Annotated in this window: 12 protein-coding genes and 2 pseudogenes; 5 read left to right on the top strand and 9 right to left on the bottom strand. The window is 67.2% G+C overall.

The window, feature by feature from the left end; translation table 11 throughout:
* The first annotated feature begins 6 nt into the window (after positions 1-6).
* From LWP59_RS27415 to LWP59_RS27405, 3 genes are read left to right on the top strand one after another with little or no spacing between them, the layout of a single operon-like run.
* Positions 7-1065 (top strand): alcohol dehydrogenase catalytic domain-containing protein, encoded by a 1059-nt coding sequence (locus LWP59_RS27415; RefSeq protein ID WP_233921937.1) that lies wholly within the window; start codon positions 7-9, stop codon positions 1063-1065.
* Complete coding sequence (locus LWP59_RS27410) at positions 1062-2114, top strand: phosphotransferase (RefSeq protein ID WP_186383455.1); 1053 nt, start codon at positions 1062-1064, stop codon at positions 2112-2114. Before LWP59_RS27415 ends, LWP59_RS27410 begins: the two co-directional genes overlap by 4 nt.
* Positions 2115-2142: 28 nt before the next feature.
* Positions 2143-3294: a hypothetical protein gene (locus tag LWP59_RS27405; protein WP_144643194.1), complete on the top strand. Its 1152-nt coding sequence runs from the start codon at positions 2143-2145 to the stop codon at positions 3292-3294.
* Between the two features lie 842 nt (positions 3295-4136).
* Here the strand turns inward: LWP59_RS27405 and LWP59_RS27400 are convergent.
* The 4 genes from LWP59_RS27400 to LWP59_RS27380 form a co-directional block, all read right to left on the bottom strand.
* Positions 4137-4942, bottom strand: a protein-coding gene (locus LWP59_RS27400) for an IS5 family transposase (RefSeq protein ID WP_407653013.1) whose coding sequence is annotated in 2 segments (ribosomal slippage) — positions 4137-4603 and positions 4603-4942 — 807 coding nt in all. Because the reading frame shifts where the segments join, the coding sequence is not laid out codon by codon here.
* A 316-nt stretch (positions 4943-5258) separates the two neighbouring features.
* Positions 5259-6383, bottom strand: coding sequence for an acyl-CoA dehydrogenase family protein (locus LWP59_RS27395; protein ID WP_407653129.1), 1125 nt, complete (start codon positions 6381-6383; stop codon positions 5259-5261).
* Between the two features lie 553 nt (positions 6384-6936).
* Positions 6937-7803: an alpha/beta fold hydrolase gene (locus tag LWP59_RS27385; RefSeq protein WP_144635609.1), complete on the bottom strand. Its 867-nt coding sequence runs from the start codon at positions 7801-7803 to the stop codon at positions 6937-6939.
* A 73-nt stretch (positions 7804-7876) separates the two neighbouring features.
* The gene (locus tag LWP59_RS27380) at positions 7877-8827 is read right to left on the bottom strand and encodes an esterase/lipase family protein (RefSeq protein WP_144635612.1); all 951 of its coding nucleotides are present in this window, start codon (positions 8825-8827) and stop codon (positions 7877-7879) included.
* Positions 8828-9102: 275 nt separating this feature from the next.
* On the opposite strand from LWP59_RS27380, the pseudogene LWP59_RS27375 reads away from it, so the two are divergent.
* Positions 9103-9291, top strand: a pseudogene (locus LWP59_RS27375) (transposase); the annotation flags it as partial.
* Positions 9292-9912: 621 nt separating this feature from the next.
* Here LWP59_RS27375 and LWP59_RS27370 read toward each other — a convergent pair.
* From LWP59_RS27370 to LWP59_RS27350, 5 genes and pseudogenes are all read right to left on the bottom strand, one after another.
* Positions 9913-10665 carry an enoyl-CoA hydratase/isomerase family protein gene (locus LWP59_RS27370; protein WP_144635618.1) on the bottom strand — a complete coding sequence of 251 codons (753 nt, stop codon included), beginning with the start codon at positions 10663-10665 and terminating at the stop codon, positions 9913-9915.
* On the bottom strand, positions 10665-11846 hold the full coding sequence (locus tag LWP59_RS27365) for a thiolase family protein (RefSeq protein ID WP_144635621.1): 1182 nt from the start codon (positions 11844-11846) through the stop codon (positions 10665-10667). The genes LWP59_RS27370 and LWP59_RS27365 overlap by 1 nt, the downstream gene beginning before the upstream one ends.
* Before the next feature lie 581 nt (positions 11847-12427).
* Positions 12428-12733: an ArsR/SmtB family transcription factor gene (locus LWP59_RS27360; RefSeq protein WP_144635624.1), complete on the bottom strand. Its 306-nt coding sequence runs from the start codon at positions 12731-12733 to the stop codon at positions 12428-12430.
* 72 nt (positions 12734-12805) lie between these two features.
* A pseudogene (locus LWP59_RS27355) lies at positions 12806-13940 on the bottom strand (IS3 family transposase).
* Positions 13941-14085: 145 nt separating this feature from the next.
* Complete coding sequence (locus tag LWP59_RS27350; RefSeq protein WP_144635627.1) at positions 14086-14832, bottom strand: glucose 1-dehydrogenase; 747 nt, start codon at positions 14830-14832, stop codon at positions 14086-14088.
* 158 nt (positions 14833-14990) lie between these two features.
* Here LWP59_RS27350 and LWP59_RS27345 point away from each other — a divergent pair, with 158 nt between their 5' ends.
* Positions 14991-15614: an acyl-CoA-like ligand-binding transcription factor gene (locus LWP59_RS27345; protein WP_144635630.1), complete on the top strand. Its 624-nt coding sequence runs from the start codon at positions 14991-14993 to the stop codon at positions 15612-15614.
* Positions 15615-16261 lie beyond the last annotated feature (647 nt).

The following is a 16261-nucleotide window of genomic DNA, read 5'->3' as shown; positions in this document are numbered from 1 at the left end:
GCAGCCGTGACCTGGGAGCCGAACGCGCCCTTCTCCATCGAGGACGACGTCGTGCTTCGCCGGCCCGGCGCCGGCGAAGTTCTGGTACGGATCCACGCCGCAGGCGTGTGCCAAACCGACATCTCGCTGTCGCGCGGGCACTTCGGCCAGGCGACACCGGTCATCCTCGGGCACGAGGGAGCCGGTGAAGTCGTCGAAATCGGGCCGGAAGCCGGCGAAATCGAAGTGGGCCAGCGCGTAGTGCTCAGCTGGGTGCCCCCGTGCGGCCGATGCTACTTCTGCGTGCGCGGGCAGACCTTCATCTGCTCCGGCCGTAAACGGGCCGGCGAACTCGAGGCAGGCGCGGACCTGCGGGTGGGCGACCGGCCGGTGCGGCAGGGAATGGGTACTGCGACCTTCGCCCAGCACGCCGTGGTGCCCGCGGCCGGCGTCATCCCGATCCCTGAAGACCTGCCCTTCGAACAGGCAGCGCTGCTGGGGTGCGCGGTGCCGACCGGGGTCGGAGCCGCCCTCAACTCCGCGCGGGTCCAGCCCGGCGAGACCGTGCTGGTTGTCGGGTGCGGCGCGGTTGGACTCAGCGCCGTGCAGGGCGCTGTCATCGCGGGCGGATCAACCGTTGTGGCGATCGATCCGCAGCCCGGCCGCCGCAAGCGAGCGCTCGAACTGGGAGCCGCGTCGGCCCACGCACCGGAGGATCACGTCGCCCCGCCCGGCGGTGTCGGGTTCGATGTCGCCATCGACGCCGTCGGACGGTCCGCGACCGTTCGCGGTGCCTGGGATGCGGTGCGGAGAGGAGGCCGCGTCGTCGTCGTGGGCGCCGGCAAGGCCGACGATCTGGTGAGCTTCAGCGTGCTGGAGCTTTTCCACGAGGAGAAGCGGCTCGTCGGGTCGTTCTACGGCTCCAGCGACATGCGCTTCGAGGTGCCCAGGTTGGTCGAGCTGTGGCGTTCGGGGCGGCTCGACCTGACGGCACTGGTCTCCGACGTGGTGCCGCTCGACCGGATCAACGAGGCCGTGGACCGTCAGCTCGCGGCTGACGCGGTCCGAGTGATGGTCACGCCATGACGAACACGGCGACTGTCAGCCCGGACGGGCTCACCGCGGCTCTGCGCGCGTCCGGCGTTCTGGCCACGGATGCGGAAGTGGTTCGCTGCGAGGTGATGCCCCTTGGGGCCGGACAGCTGGCTGAGAGCGTGCGCGTTGTCCCCACGTACCGGGGAACGCCAGGACCGCCGAGCCTGTTCGTGAAGCTGCCGTCGCGGGACGAGCGGTCGGCCGCGACCGCCGCCCGGATCGGTGCCTATGCCCGGGAGTGCGTCTTCTACCAGGAGCTGCTGCCACGGCTCGACGTCCGCACCCCCGCGTATCTCGGCGCCATCGAGCTGCCCGGGAGCGACCCGGTGCTGGTCCTGGAGGACCTTTCTGACAGCTGCCAGCCCCTGGACCAGTTGCGAGACGGCACCGCGGAGGAGGTCACCTCCGCCATCGGCCAGCTGGCCAGGCTCCAGGCACCCTTCTGGAACGACGAGCGCGCAGTCGGCGGAGCCGCACGCTTCTACAACCGGACCGCGGATCACATCGACGGGCTCGCCGAGCGCTACGACCGGTCATGGACGCGGCACAAGGACCTCGTCGGCGACTTGCTCGACAGCCGGCAACGAGAGGTCGTAGAGCGGTTCGGCGCGGTATGCGTCGACTGGGCCGCGGGGATCATCGGCCCCCGGACGCTGGTCCACCAGGACCTCCGGCTGGACAACCTGCTGTGGAGCGGCACCGGCGCCTGGCTGGTCGACTGGCAGACGCTGGCCTGGACCACCCCGGCCTGGGATCCTTCGTTCCTGATCGGCTCCGCGCTGCCACCGGAAGTACGGCGGAGCACCGAGCGGAGGCTGGTCGAGGCGCACGTGGCCGCATTGGCCGAGCGAGGAGTGACCGGCTGGAGCGTGGACACCGCTTGGCAGGAGCACCGGCGGCTCAGCGGCTCGGTGCTGCTCGCCATGGTCCCTGCCATGGCCTACGTCAGGCCGACCAGCCGCGGCTTCGACATGTTCGCCTCATTGCTCAGCCGTGGCGCTCAGCACGCGATCGACCACGACGTCCTGTCCTTCGTTTGACGGCACCCCGACACCGAACAGGAGTTGCATGCTCACCAAGTGGGACGACTACCCCATACATCAGACGGCCGTTCCCGCGGCCGAACTCTTGTCCAGCGACCTCGGACGCTACGAACGGCACTGGCTCGTCATGCACGACAAGGGGCTGACCACTCAGCTCGGCTTCGGACTGAGCGTGCACCCGAACCGCGGGATCGTGGACGCCGCGATCAGTGTCTCGCGGAACGGAACGCAGCAGTCGGTCTTCGCCTCCGGCCGGATGACACGCGACCGGGACACCGCCGTGGGCCCACTGCGGGTCGACGTGGTGGAACCGATGCGCGTCCTGCGGGTCGTTCTCGACGAACACGACGGTATGGCCGCCGACCTGACGTTCACAGCGGTCAGCCAGTGCATCGAGGACAGCCGGATGCGGCGGGAGGCCGCGGGTGTGCTCATCTCCGAGCGCACCCGCACCGTTCAGTTCGGCGAGTGGTCGGGCAGCCTCACCCTCGACGGGGAGACCTTCGACATCACGCGCGACCAGTGGTGGGGGTTCCGGGACCGCTCGTGGGGAAGCCGCACCACCGGAACCGTCGCCGAAAGCCAGATGGGTGAACAGCATTCGGCTATCTACTTCGCGTGGACCCTGCTGCGCTTTCCCGACGAGTGCCTGGTGGTGGCGGTGAACGAGACGCCTGACGGGTGCGGAGAGGCACGCACAGCGGCAGCGCTGCCATTCCTTGGTCCGGACGACCCGGCCTACGGCAACGAGGCGACGATCACGCGCAGTGACACGTTCCAGTTCGACATCGACTACCTCGCCGGGACCCGCCGCCCCGCGAGGGTCGACCTGACTGTCGGTCCGCGGGGGCTGCTCGATCGGCGGATCGACATCGAACCCCGCGGGCTGTTCCAGATGCAGGGGCTGGGCTACTACCACCCGAAATGGCGGCATGGAGCCGACCACGGCGGCGAGGTCGTCGGCGTGGACCGGTGGGTGCTCGCCGATCTCGACCCGTCACTCAAGGAGAACATGCACGTCCAGCAGCTGAGCCGCGCGGTTCGGGACGATGGCGCGGTCGGCATCGGGCTCTTCGAGCATGTCGCCATCGGACGGCACATCCCCTCGGGGCTGCCTGAAGGCCTTGCCCCACCCGACGGCCGACGCTCCGGAGGCGGCGTGACGAGTTCCAAGTAGGAGGCCCGATGGCAGCGAGGCACGGATGTGACAGACGGCTGCGCCGTGCTCACCACCGCCTGCGAGCAATGTAACCTGCGCTTCTCGACCAGGCTCAGCGCGACTGACCGGCCTGGAGTCGGCGGCTGGGCTTCGAGGTCGATTCGAACCGCTCGTCGCGGCTGCTTGTCGGCTCACACCCCAGCCGCCCGGAGCGCAAAAGGGACGAATTCGGCCGCCACGCCGAAACCGGTCTCGGCCGCCGCAGAGAACTTCAGAGGATGGTGTTGGTCTGTCGCTATTTTCACCAAGTGTTACTGCTGACTGCCCAGTTCCGTGCTGATCAGAACTTCCGCTATCGATCGGGAAAGCTGGATGATCGCTCCGGTAGTGATGGGGAGAAGGCTCCTCCCATCTCTACCGGTCGCACTAACGTTTACTGCGTCTCGCGATAACGATTGACACGACTGCTGTAATTATCCCAAGCGGCCCGGAAGCTGATGCTCCGATAGCCAGTCATCCGCGGGCCTCCTGGGCTGGAGTAACTGCCGCGGGGAAATGCTATCGCTGGGGTAGGGCTTCTTCTCTCTGTGGAGTTGATGACACATAATGCGGATTGCTTCCGGGAGAATTAACAGGATTCGGTTCGTTCGGTGATCACCACCGTTCACCAGGGCCCATGGTGAGACCGAGGCCTGTTAGGCTGACTATCAGGCTCATAATTGAGCGCAGATTATGGGCAGCGCTAGACCATTTCTGCTTTTTAAACCACATGGTTTTGCAACCTGGTAGGCGCCGAATCCGACAATGCCGAGACATGCGATCGCCAGGTCCAATTCCGTGGCGACACCTAAGAGCTTGTCTCATTTGGTGAGTTTCTTGTGGCAGGTGATGGCGGCACCGAGGGTGAGGAAGGCGAGGTAGTGGTTGGGTTTGCGTTCGTATCGGATGGTCAGGCGGCGGTAGCCGGTGAGCCAGGCGATGGTTCGTTCGATGACCCAGCGGTACCGGCCGAGTTTCTCGGCGGATTCGATGCCTTTGCGGGCGATGCGCGGGATGATCCGGTGCTGGCGTAGCCAGTCGCGCAGGGCTGGGATGTCGTAGGCCTTGTCCGCGTGGAGTTTCGCCGGTTTGCGTCGTCGTGGTCCTCGACGGGAGCGGATGGCCGGGAGGGCGTTGACCAGAGGCTTGAGCGCGTGGCTGTCGTGGGTGTTGGCCGCGGAGATCCCGACTGTCAAGGGCAGCCCGCTCCGGTCGGAGAGCGCGTGGATCTTCGAGCCGGGTTTGCCGCGGTCGACCGGGCTGGGACCGGTCAGTCCGCCCCCCTTTTGGCCCTGACGGATGCTCCGTCGAGGACCACGCGCGACCAGTCGATCAGCCCTCGGCCACCCAGTTCGTCCAGCACCGCTTGGTGCACTTGCCGCCACAGCCCGGCCTCGGTCCACTCGGTGAACCGGCGATGCGCCGTCGGTACGGTGACCCCAAAACTGGGTGGCAGATGCCGCCACGCGCAACCGCTGGTCAGCACGAACACGATCGCGGTGAACACCGCTCGATCGTCCACCCGCGGCATCCCGCCGCCCTGCGGACGCGTCTTGCCCGGCGGGATCAGCGGTTCCGCCAGTGCCCACAACTCGTCGGACACCAGCCGCCGCGACAACTCGTCCATCACAGGTCATGATCATGCCCGCACCTCAACCAACATCCAAGTGAGACAAGCTCTAAGGTGGCAAGGACCCTCATCCTCTGCGCTCGCTGCAAGGCCTGTACCGCCGTAGCCTGTGCCGGTCGCGCCGGCGTAAGCGAACTCGCCACCAGCGCTGGTGCGGGCGTGAACGGGTTGAGGGAGCTTGAGACGTAGCTGAACGAGAACGTCCCGGTGGACTGTGCCCCAAAGGGGGTTGCCTTGGGCATATGCGTAGGCGGTGGTCACCTGTTCGGTCGGTTCCGGTTGGGTGAAGCGGGCCCAGGTGGGGTTTGCTGGTTCAGCCCTTGAGTAGTGTTCTTGCGATGACCATCCGCTGGATCTGGTTGGTGCCTTCGTAGATCTGGGTGATCTTCGCGTCGCGCATCATGCGTTCCACCGGGAAGTCGCGGGTGTAGCCGGCAGCACCGAAGAGTTGCACCGCGTCGGTGGTCACCGACATCGCCACATCGCTCGCGTAGGCCTTCGCCGCCGACGCCATGAAACCCGCCCGCGAGTCACCGCGCTCGGTCGCCGCCGCGGAGGCGTACACCAGGTGCCGTGCCGCCTCGATCTTCATACCCATGTCGGCCAGCATGAACTGCACGCCCTGAAACTCCGCGACGGCCGTGCCGAACTGCGTGCGGTCCTTCACATACGCCACCGCCGCCTCCAGCGCACCCTGGGCGATGCCCAGTGCCTGCGCCCCGATCGTCGGGCGGGTGTGGTCCAGCGTGCGCAACGCCGTCTTCAGACCGGTGCCGGGCTCACCGATGATCCGGTCCACCGGGATCGTGCAGTCCTGGAAGTAGATCTCCCGCGTCGGCGAACCCTTGATACCGAGCTTGCGCTCCTTCGGCCCCACCGAAAAGCCCGGATCATCCTTGTGCACCGCGAACGCCGAGATACCGTTCGACTTCTTCGCCGCGTCCGGATCGGTCACCGCCATCACGGTGTACCAGGTGGACTCCCCCGCGTTGGTGATCCACGCCTTGGTGCCGTTGAGAACCCACACATCACCCTCGAGCCGGGCCCGGGTACGCATCGACGCGGTGTCCGAACCCGCCTCGCGCTCCGAGAGCCCGTACGAGGCCGACGCCCCGGCCGCGATATCCGGCAACACCAGCTTCTTCACCGCATCCGACGCCGAGAGGATGATCGGCTGCGTACCCAGCTTGTTCACCGCCGGAATCAACGACGCCGACGCGTCCACCCGCGCGACCTCCTCGATCACGATGCACGCCGCGACCGCGTCCGCACCCTGACCCTCGTACTCCTCCGGAACGTGCACCGCGTGGAAACCGGCCTTGACCAGCGCGTCCCGCGCCTCGGACGGGTAACGCTCCCGCTCGTCCACATCAGCCGCGAGTCGAGTGCTTCCGCGTTGACCTCGGTTACCAGTACGTCCAGTCCTGCCCGAGCGCAGATCTCGGCGATTCCGGAGCCCATCAGGCCACCGTCGACTACGGCCACTCTGATGAAGGCAGCCACCCGTCGGGGATTAGTAGGAAGTCAGACTATCGGGCATACGACCATATGCGATATCGGTCTCACTCAAGCTGTCACCTCGAGTGCGCCGTGACGTGCTGGGCGTTCGGTTGATGGGCGGCGCATCCGGACGAGGCGCCCGCGAAGGCAGTGGACCCGCCCAGAGTCACACAGAAGCTCGACCAAACGACAGGAGTTGCTGCAGCAATCACCGCCGAGAGACCCGGATTTCGAGGATCTCCGTGAATGTCCCGGCGATCATCCACGTGGCGCACTGTAACTGTGTGTAACAGCGGGCCCCGGCGCGCATCGCGCCTGGCCTGGCATGCCCCTTGTCTCATGACTCTGGCCGGTTCGATCGGCACCCGCGCACCAATTCGCACCACAATCGGATTCGCCACAGCTTTCGGCTCCGCAAACCGCCTGTCACGCAACGCTGGGTAGTAATCCGGCGACGTCAACCCCGCGTTCAGTGGGGGAGTGGGGCGCGCTCATGTGGTGATGAGGTGGCGTTCGCGCATCCAGTCGATCATCGCGATGACCACCTGGGTGCGGTTGGTTTCGTTGAGCAGTTCGTGGCGAGCGCCGGGGTAGGTGACCATGGTGAGGTCCGTGAGTCCAGCCGCGAGGTAGCGTTGTTCGAGTGCGCGTAGTAGTGCCAGGTTGCCGTTGACGGGGTCGAGTTCGCCGACGGCGATGTAGAGCGGAAGGTCTGTCCGGACGCGGTCGGTTGCTTCGCCTGCGCGGGCCGCCTCGTCGAACATGGCCTTGAGACCGCCTGGGTCGAGGTTGAAGCCGCAGCGCGAATCGGCAAGGTAGGCGTCCACAATGGACTCGTCGCGAGTCAGCCAGTCGAACTCAGTGCGCGCGGGCTGGAACGGGGCGTTGAACATCTCCAGGCCGACCGGACTGTCGAGGTCCAGCGCCGGGGCGAGCAGATCCACCGCGGCCGTGCCGGTGAGGATTACCGCGTCCACGTCGGCGCTGTGTTCGATAAGGTACTGCTGGGCGGCGAACGAGCCAAGGCTGTGCGCCAGCAGAGTCAGTGGTAGCTCCGGATGCTCAAGGCGCGCGTGAGTGCTCAGCACCCCGATGTCGGCTACCAGCGCGGCCCATCCGTCCGCCCCGATCATGCCGTACTGCGTGGCGTCGGCCGTGGCGCCGTGTCCGCGGTGGTCCTGCGCGTACACGACCAGCCCCGCGGCGGTGAACCGTTCCGCGGTCTCCGTGTACCGCAGGGCGTGCTCACCCACCCCGTGCGTGATCTGCACGACGCCCGTCGGCGTCGCCGCGGGATCCCAGCGGTAGGCGGTGATTTCCAGGCCATCGCTGCCGGTGAAGGTGAACGTTGTCGACATGGCGGATCTCCTGTCTGCGGGCGCGTGTCCTGCGCGGTCCGATGGTGGTGTGGGCGTTGCCGCTCGGGTGCGGTCAACTGAGGAATGGCGCGACCGGCACGCACGGCACGGGCCGGGGGTGTTCGGGGTCCAGAGCGTTGAGTACGTCGGCGGCGGCTACCGGATCGGACAGGATGGCGAAATGCTCCGCGTGGTCCAGCGGGCATTGGTCTTGCAGCGTGATGTTGTGCATGCCCGGCTCGATGCCGCTGGTGTACGGCACGGCCAGCTCGTCGTAGCGGGTGATGATGCTGGTGTAGCTCACACCTGCGACGACCGGGTCGCCAAGGGCGGCGTAGTAGTCCGAGCCGGTGAGCAACCCGCGGCAGGCTGTGCACACCGGGTCGAGTGCGCCGTCCACGACTGGTGCGTAGCCGAAACGGGCAGCCAACCGGGTGGCGGTGGCGAGCCCGGCGGCATTGGTGCCGTGCCAGAACGGTGCCAACGCGACGTATTTGTCGACCTTCGCCGCGCCGCCGAGGTGTTTGAGGTAGTAGTCGGGCATCTGGGTGCCCTCGGAGTGACCGACGATGTCGACCTTCGCCGCACTGGTCGTGGCCAGCACCCGGTCGATGAACGCGGCGAGGTGGGCGGCGCTGTCTTCCAGCGGGGTGCGGCCGCCGATCTGGTCGAGTGGGAACGACGCGCCGTCCGGGACGCCGTAGTTCAGTGCGAACACGCAGTAGCCCTCGTCGGCGAGTAACGGCGAGTAGGTCTGCCAGGCGTCGTTGATCACCGACGCGAAACCGTGCACCAGCACCAGCGGACGTGGGTGCGAGGCGGACGGATGACAGTTCCAGTCGTTGCTGCCGGGGGGATCGGTGTACGGCTGCGCGGCGCCCAGCACATTGGCCGCGAAGGTGTAGGGCACTGGGTAACGGATGGTGTCCGCCGCCGCGGTGCTCATTTCGGACGTCGATAGCGCGCAGATCGTCGCGACCATGGCGAGCGCCCTGCTGATGCTGCTGGACCTCGTTGTCCGCATCTCGACTCCAACTCATTGCCCACCACATCGGTGTGACTGCCGCGCGCCGCCGCCTCGTCGCAAAGGGGCGGAACCTTGCGAATACTATCTGGATCGGTCCGACCGTTCAATGTTCAGGCCAAAAATTTGGACGAGGTGCTGTGGGCAACCGAAGAGCTTGAGTGCGTCGATATCCGGGTCGAACGACGATCACGCCGTTGTCGAGGTGCGTGTTGCTGTGTTGCGACTGGCGAGCTCGTCGCAAAGGATGGATTCAGCCGGTGAGTGCAACACATGGCGGGCGCCCGCCCGCGTTCGATCAGCAGGACTACCGCAACCGCAACGTGGTCGAACGTGGTTTCGCTGCGATCAAACAGTGTCGCGGCCTGGCTACACGCTACGACAAACTCGCGCTGACCTTCCGTGGTGGCGTCGTCCTCAAAGCCATCATCACCTGGCTCAAAGCTTTAGGAGACATGCCCTAGGCGTCGAGGTCGGCTCCCCAGCGAGTACCAGACATCGTTTCGGACGAGCCGGTCGTCTGCAAGGAGCCAAACGACCGAGTTCGCCGAACCCGGGAAGGCACCGACCCGTCAGTGACAGCCGCTCGGTCCCGCGGTGAAGTTCTGCCTCGCTGGAAGGGTGTACGGCCGGCCCGACCGCAGTGTGCGGCGGGGCAGGGGCAGGAGCTGATCCTGAAGTCATCGACCCGGGAGCCCTTGTAGTCGCTCTACGAGCCCTTCGTGGCGGCTCCTCCGGCAATCGGCGGCCGCCGGGGTGAACCGTTCTGAACCGGATTCCGGTTGGAGACGGAACGACACCGTTGTGGGCGGCTGATGTGGCTGCCGTGGTGTAGACGACTGGCGCCGGTGGTTAGGCGTTCCGGCAGGTCGGTGCACGTGTCGGCCGTCGAAAGATGGACTTGCGGGTTCGGAGAGGCCTGTTGCCTGCGGTCTGGGAGAGCGGCGTGTTCTCGCAACCCCTCCAGTGCGGTGAGGCGATCGGCTCCTGGAAGGTCTGCTGCGACGGTTACCCGCGGTTCGTCCTCTCCAGTCGGTCGGCCTGATTAGCCCTTCGATGGCAGAACTTGCGGATGGTTCAGGGGTTCACTTCCCGATGAAGTGCTGGATCAGCCGTTGGGCTTCGCTGGTGGTGACGGCGGCGGCGATGGTGCCGGCCTCGTCAGCCGCACTGCGCTGCCGTGAACCGTCGAACGACGACCTGATGAGTCGCTTCGCCTGGCCGAGCGCCGCGGCCGGCCCGTCGGCCAGCGCTGTAGCCAGCTCGTCCGCCCGGCGGGCCAGCACGTCGTCCTCGGCGACCTCGGTGATCAGGCCCCAGTCCTGGGCCTGCTCGGTGGTGAGGGTCCGGCCGGTCAGCGCGAGCTCTAGGGCACGCTGCGTCCCGACCGTCCGGGGAAGCAGGTAGGACACTCCGCAGTCGGGGGTGAGCCCGATACCGGAGTAGGCCATCCGGAACTTCGTGGACCGCGCGGCGACGACGACGTCAGCGTTGAGCACGAACGCCAGCCCGGCACCGGCGACCGCGCCGTGCACGCCCGCCACGACGGCTTTGGGCAGCTCCGACAGCCGCCGCAACGCGCCCTCCAGCACGGAGGCCAGCTCGTGCAGGTACCGCGACGGCTCCGCGGCCGTCACGAACGATCGCACGTCGCCGCCGGCGCAGAACCGTGCGCCGGCCCCCGACAGCAGCACCACGCGCACCTCGTCGGCTGCCACTGCGGCGACCGCATCCGCGAACTCGTGCGCTGTCGGCAGGTCGATCGCGTTGGACACCTCCGGCCGGTCGAGAGTGATCCGCCCGACCCCGCCGCTGACCTCGAACCCCACGCCCGACATCAGCCGACCCTGCGTAGCAGCGCGGCCAGCGCCTGGCCGCCGCCGATGCACATCGTCACCACGCCCAGCTCGAGATCGTGCCGGACGAGATGCTGGGCCACCCGCAGCGTCAGGATCGCCCCGGTCGCGCCGACTGGATGCCCCAGCGCGATCGCGCCACCGTAGGGGTTGGTCTTTGCAGGGTCGAGCCCGGCGTCGCGGATCACCGCCACCGCCTGGGAGGCGAACGCCTCGTTGAGCTCGACCACGTCGACGTTCCCCGGCGTCAGCCCGGTCTGCTCGAACAGCTTCCGCAGCGCGGGCACCGGTGCGTAACCCATCAGCTCGGGCTCCATCGCCGCCGTCGCCACGGCCTCCAGGTTGACCAGCCCGGTCCATCCCCGTTCCGCGGCGACCGACTCGCGTGTCAGCACGACCGCCGCGGCTCCGTCGTTGATGCCGGAAGCGTTGCCCGCGGTCACTGTGCCGTGGGCCTCGAACGCCGGCCGTAACTTCGCTAGCGCCTCCAGAGTGGTGCCCGGTTTGGGGTGTTCATCCTCCGTCACCGTCACCGGCCGGCGGCCACCCACTGCCACGGGCGTGATCTCCTCGGCGAAGGCCGTCTTTGCGGGCACGGACGCCGCCCGCCGCTGCGACTCCAGCGCGAACTCGTCCTGTTCCTGCCGCGACACCCCGTACTTGCGAGCGACGTTCTCGGCGGTCACGCCCATGTGCACGTTGTGGAAGGGGTCGGTCAGCATCATCACCGTGCCGTCGACCAGAGTCCGGTCGCCCAGCTTGTACCCGGAGCGGGCCCCGAAGTCGTAGAACGGCATGCGGCTCATCGACTCGTCGCCGCCCGCCAGCGCCACGTCGACGCCGCCCCAGCGCAGCTGCATCGCCGCCGACCAGATCGCCTGCAAGCCCGACCCGCACAGCCGGTTCACGGTATACGCGGGCGTCGTCACCGGCACCCCGGCCCCCAGCGCCACCCGGCGCGCGTTGTAGGCGTCCGGCCCTACCTGCCCGATGCAGCCCATCACCACTTCACCGATGTCGGCCGGCTCGACCCCGGCACGCTCGATCGCGGCCCGCGCCGCCGTCGCGCCCAGCTCGGACCCAGGAGCGTCCCGGAACACGCCGCCGAAACTGCCCACCGGCGTCCGCGCACCTGCCAGCAGCACCACACCGTCCTGGTTCATCCGCACCTCACTCGCCTCACACCTTTGAGGTCGGATAGTAGGGCATCCGACTATTTGATTCTTTGATATCTGGGTCACAGCCGCCCGTCAGGAGGCAAGGAGGAGCCGGTGCCGACGTGGTCCTGATCGCAGGAAAGGCCACCCCGCCCGCCGCCGTCCACGATATGGCCACTTCTCGTCGTCAGAGCATCAGCCGGCCGGCACGAGCAGACCCCCCAGAGGTCCTCTCCCCGGTTGTCCATGTCCTCGAGGGCGACCTTCCCGCGCCGCTATTCGAGGCTCTGGTGCCCGTCGCGTACGTCGGAGCCCTGCGCCCAATTGCCGGGAAGAAGGCCGTGTGCTTCTGAGCGCGCGGCGTGAACGTGGCGACGAATTCGCCAGACCACGACAGCGACGAGCAGCGCGACAGCCGCGCCGATCACCCACGGGCCGCCCAGGACCGAGCCGAGCGCGGCCGGCCCCCCCGGCGAGCAGCAACGGCAGACCGCAACACAGCACGGGCACAAGCAGGGCAGCACCGGTCGCCAGCGTGACGCGCTTGCCGTCGCCGTCGGAAGCGGACATCGCGGAATCACCTTCGCTCAGCTGGCGGGCGGGATGCGCATGCACGCGGCCAGAGCGGCGGCGTTGTCTGCGGCCAGCGACCGCGCCGGCACCACCAGCTCGGCCACCCGCGGGTCGGCGACCGTGTAATGCGCGAACCGGCGTTGCCGGCGTACCTGCACATACCCGCAGTCCGCCAAACACCCCAGGTGCGTGGAGACCCGGCTCTGGGACAGGCCGACGTGCTCGACGCATTCGGTGACGGTGTGCTCCTCGTGCAGCAGGAACTCCAGCAGCCGCAGGCGCGCGGGGTCGCTCGGGGCGCGGAAGAACTTGGCCATCATCTCTACGCCGTTCGGCTCGGTTGGCAGCAGTGGGGGCTGCCCCGAGTTTGGGTGACTCGCAGGTGGGGTGGGTCAGGCCGCGGTTGCGTGCCTGTTGATTGTCTCAAGTTCGATCGGGGTGAGCTTGCCCAGACGGGTCTGACGGCGTCGGCGGTGATAGGTGCGCTCGATCCACGTCACGATTGCCAGGCGCAGTTCCTCGCGGGTCTGCCGTCGTCCAGGACGTTCTTCTGCAGCGCGAAAAAAGAATCCGTCGCGGCGTTGATACCACACGCCCCGACCCGTCCCATCGATCCACGTAAGCCATTGCGGTGCAATGTGTTCACGAACTTCCGCGACCGGAATTGGTTACGCCTGTCCGAGTGGACGGTCGTGCCGGCCGGTTTCCGCGGCCGGACCGCGTTACGCAACGCCGACACCGCCAGTGACGCCGTCATCCTCGAGTCGATCGAGTACCCGACGATCCGACCGGAGCAGACGTCCTTGATCGCGCAGAGATACAGCTTGCCCTCGGCGGTGGGATGCTCGGTGATGTCGGTCAGCCACAGCCGGTCCGGCGCGTCGGCGGTGAACACCTTGCGCACCGGGTCGTCGTGCACGGGTGGCCCGGCCCGTCTGCTCAGGCCCTTCTTCTTCGCGAACACCGACCAGATCTTCTGCTGAGCGCACAGCCGCGCGACCCGGTTCACCCGGGCCGTGATGCCCCGAGCAGGCAGTTCATCAGCGATGAACCGTTGCCCGAACGCGGGGTCGTCACGATGGATGTCATATGCGGCGTTGATCAGGTAGGCGTTGTCGAGGTCGCGGCGGGTGACCGGGGCTGCTTTCCAGGCGTAGTAGGCCTGTGTGGAGAACCCCAGGACCCGGCAGGTCACCGCGACGGGGAACCCATCAGCGGCCAGGTCCGTGACCAGCGGGTATGTCATTTTGGGGAGATCTCCTTGGCGAAGTACGCCGCGGCTCGGCGCAGGATCTCGTTCTCCTGCTCCAGCAGTGTGGTGCGTTTGCGCAGCTCACGCAGCTCGGCCAACTCCATGGTCGTCGTGCCGGGCCGGTTCCCGTCGTCGGTGTCGGCGATCTTGAGCCAGCGGTGCAGGCAGGACTCGGAGATCCCGAAGTCCTTCGCGATCTGGGAGATCGGTGCTTCGCCCTTGCGGGCGACCGCGACCACGTCGCGGCGGAACTCCGGCGGGAACGCTTTGGGCATGGTGGACATCCTTCCAGCGAGGAACGCATCCTCACAGGTCAGAAGTCAACCGAACCGGGCGCAGTCCCGTGATCTGCTCCGGCCGACAGCGTGGCGGCACCGGGCCGCTGGTCCACTGTGGATCAGCGGCCCAGTGACGTGGCAGCTATTGCGCGGTGAGGCCTCCGTCGATGACGTGCTCCATCCCGCTGATGTAGGAGGAATCGTCGGAGGCGAGGAAGAGCACCAGACTCGAAACCTCGTCGGGGTCGGACATCCGGCGAAGCGGGACCTGCGCGGTGATGCCGCCGCCGTCCGCGTCGGTGGCCGCCGCCATCATCGGGGTCTTGATGTATCCCGGGTGGACCGAGTTGACCCGGATGTTGTCGGGTCCGTACTGGACGGCGACGTGCTTGGTCATGCCGCGGGACGCGAACTTGCTGCCGACGTAGGCGAGGTTCGGCGCGCCGACGATGGAGACCATGCCCGCGGTGGAGGAGATGTTGACGATGGCGCCGCCGCCCGCCTTCTGCATGGATGGGATGACGGTCTTCATCCCGTAGAACTGGGAGTGCTGGTTGACCGCGCACACCTTGAGGTACTCGTCCTCGTCGAACTCCGTCGTTTCGACGAGGGGGCCCAGGATGCCGGCGTTGTTCACGAGGACGGTCACCGTGCCGAAGGCCTGTTCGGCCTGCTGCAGGACTTGCTTCCATTCGGCCGGCGACGTGACGTCGTGCCGGATGAACAGGGCGTTGTCGCCGAGTTCCTTGGCGATCGCCTGGCCGCGTTCCTCGTTGAGGTCGGTCAGCACGACCTTGGCGCCCTCGGCGACGAAGCGTCGCGCGTGTGCTTCGCCCATGCCCTGAGCGGCGCCGGTGATGATGGCCACCTTGCCATCGAGCTTACCCATGAGTTCGTGCCTTTCCGTACGGATCACTCGCCGCCACCGGCGGTGGCGGCCGGTCGGCAGTGCCCTGTGCGAGGGTTCTGTCGGCACCTCTCCAGAATAGTGGGCCTCAGTTTCAAAAATCAACGCGAACCCGGTCACGCGACCGCTAGACTCATCGGGTGTCAGCTCAGCCGGCCCGGCGCGGGCGAGGACGACCGCACGCGGCCAGCCGCGAGGTGGTGGAACAGGCTGCCATCGCGTTGATGCAGCGGGACGGCTATGAGAACGTGACCGTGGATGCGATCGTGTCCGCGGCGGGCATCGGCCGTACCACGTTCTTCCGCTACTTCCGGTCGAAGCCCGGTGTCATCTGGTATGCCTTCGACGACACGATCGCCAGGCTGTCCAGGGAGATCGATGCCGCGGAGCCCGGCGCGAACCCGCTCGACGTGGTGCGCGCGGCCGTTGTCGTGTCGACCCGGGACGCCATCTACGACAGCGATGTCTGGCTGGAACGTTTCAAGCTTCTCGACACGGTCGCGGAACTGCGGGCGGAGTCCTATGAACACTGGGAGGGCTGGAAGCGGGTCATCACCGGCTACCTCGCCGGCGTACTCGGCGGCCTGCCGGATTCGACTGTCCCCATGGTGGTCGCGGGCGCTTTCCACGGCGGGTTCGTCGCCCAGTTGCGCGGCTGGCTCCAGGTCGACGACGATCGCGCGGCCTTCGTCGCCCGGCTGGACGAGAGCTTGCGACTCGTCGCGTCGGTACTGGGCCCACTGTTCCGGACGGACGCGCCATGACGCGAGTTTGCCGCCCCGGCTTCGCGGCTGGATCGAGGTCCACGGCGTCCGCTTTGCAATGCCGGGATGCGTCGGCGCCGTCGCGGCGATGGTCGAGCGCCTGCAATACGTTTGCGCGCATCGCGCCGAGGCGCACTGCGTTGATGGTGTGCACTCGCAGGCCGGGCAGGTAGCGGTGCGTGGGTGTCGCGTAGCAGGCGATGGACAGCAATTCCTTTTCCAGTGACGGAATCTCTCCGGTGCCGCCACGGAACGGCGCAGCAGGTGAAGAATGACTCGTAAGCCTCGGGCGAAAGGCGGAGCAGTGCGTCGAGAAAGCCCGGCACGGTTTCGTTGAACTGACGCCAGTAGCCGCTGTCGTTCTCATACCGGGCCTTCAAAGTCGTTCTCGTCTCGTCCAGCGTGTCGTCGATCCGGGTGCCGCCGTTTTCGCGGAGTGCGGAAGCCAGGCGGCGCGAGCCTTCCATCAGCGTATGGACTCCGAGTGCGGATACGAGGACCAGTGTCTCGTGTATCTGCCCGGCCGTGGCGCCTGCGGCGAGTGCTGCGCGGATGGCTTGGTCGGTCCCGTTCGTCTGATCGCTGATCCGCAGATCGTCCGCCACATCGGCGACCTTGCGGCCAGCCTCGATCAGGTCCAGTACTTT

It is taken from the genome of Amycolatopsis acidiphila, from assembly GCF_021391495.1.
GTDB lineage: Bacteria > Actinomycetota > Actinomycetes > Mycobacteriales > Pseudonocardiaceae > Amycolatopsis_E > Amycolatopsis_E acidiphila.
This window is presented reverse-complemented; position numbering and strand designations above follow the sequence as displayed.

Excerpts from the sequence above, each read along its gene's own strand:
- LWP59_RS27410 (WP_186383455.1), top strand. The coding sequence starts at position 1,062 with ATGACGAACACGGCGACTGTCAGCCCGGACGGGCTCACCGCGGCTCTG.
- LWP59_RS27405 (WP_144643194.1), top strand. The coding sequence starts at position 2,143 with ATGCTCACCAAGTGGGACGACTACCCCATACATCAGACGGCCGTTCCC.
- LWP59_RS27385 (WP_144635609.1), bottom strand. The coding sequence starts at position 7,803 with ATGTCGACAACGTTCACCTTCACCGGCAGCGATGGCCTGGAAATCACC.
- LWP59_RS27380 (WP_144635612.1), bottom strand. The coding sequence starts at position 8,827 with ATGCGGACAACGAGGTCCAGCAGCATCAGCAGGGCGCTCGCCATGGTC.
- LWP59_RS27370 (WP_144635618.1), bottom strand. The coding sequence starts at position 10,665 with ATGTCGGGCGTGGGGTTCGAGGTCAGCGGCGGGGTCGGGCGGATCACT.
- LWP59_RS27365 (WP_144635621.1), bottom strand. The coding sequence starts at position 11,846 with ATGAACCAGGACGGTGTGGTGCTGCTGGCAGGTGCGCGGACGCCGGTG.
- LWP59_RS27360 (WP_144635624.1), bottom strand. The coding sequence starts at position 12,733 with ATGATGGCCAAGTTCTTCCGCGCCCCGAGCGACCCCGCGCGCCTGCGG.
- LWP59_RS27350 (WP_144635627.1), bottom strand. The coding sequence starts at position 14,832 with ATGGGTAAGCTCGATGGCAAGGTGGCCATCATCACCGGCGCCGCTCAG.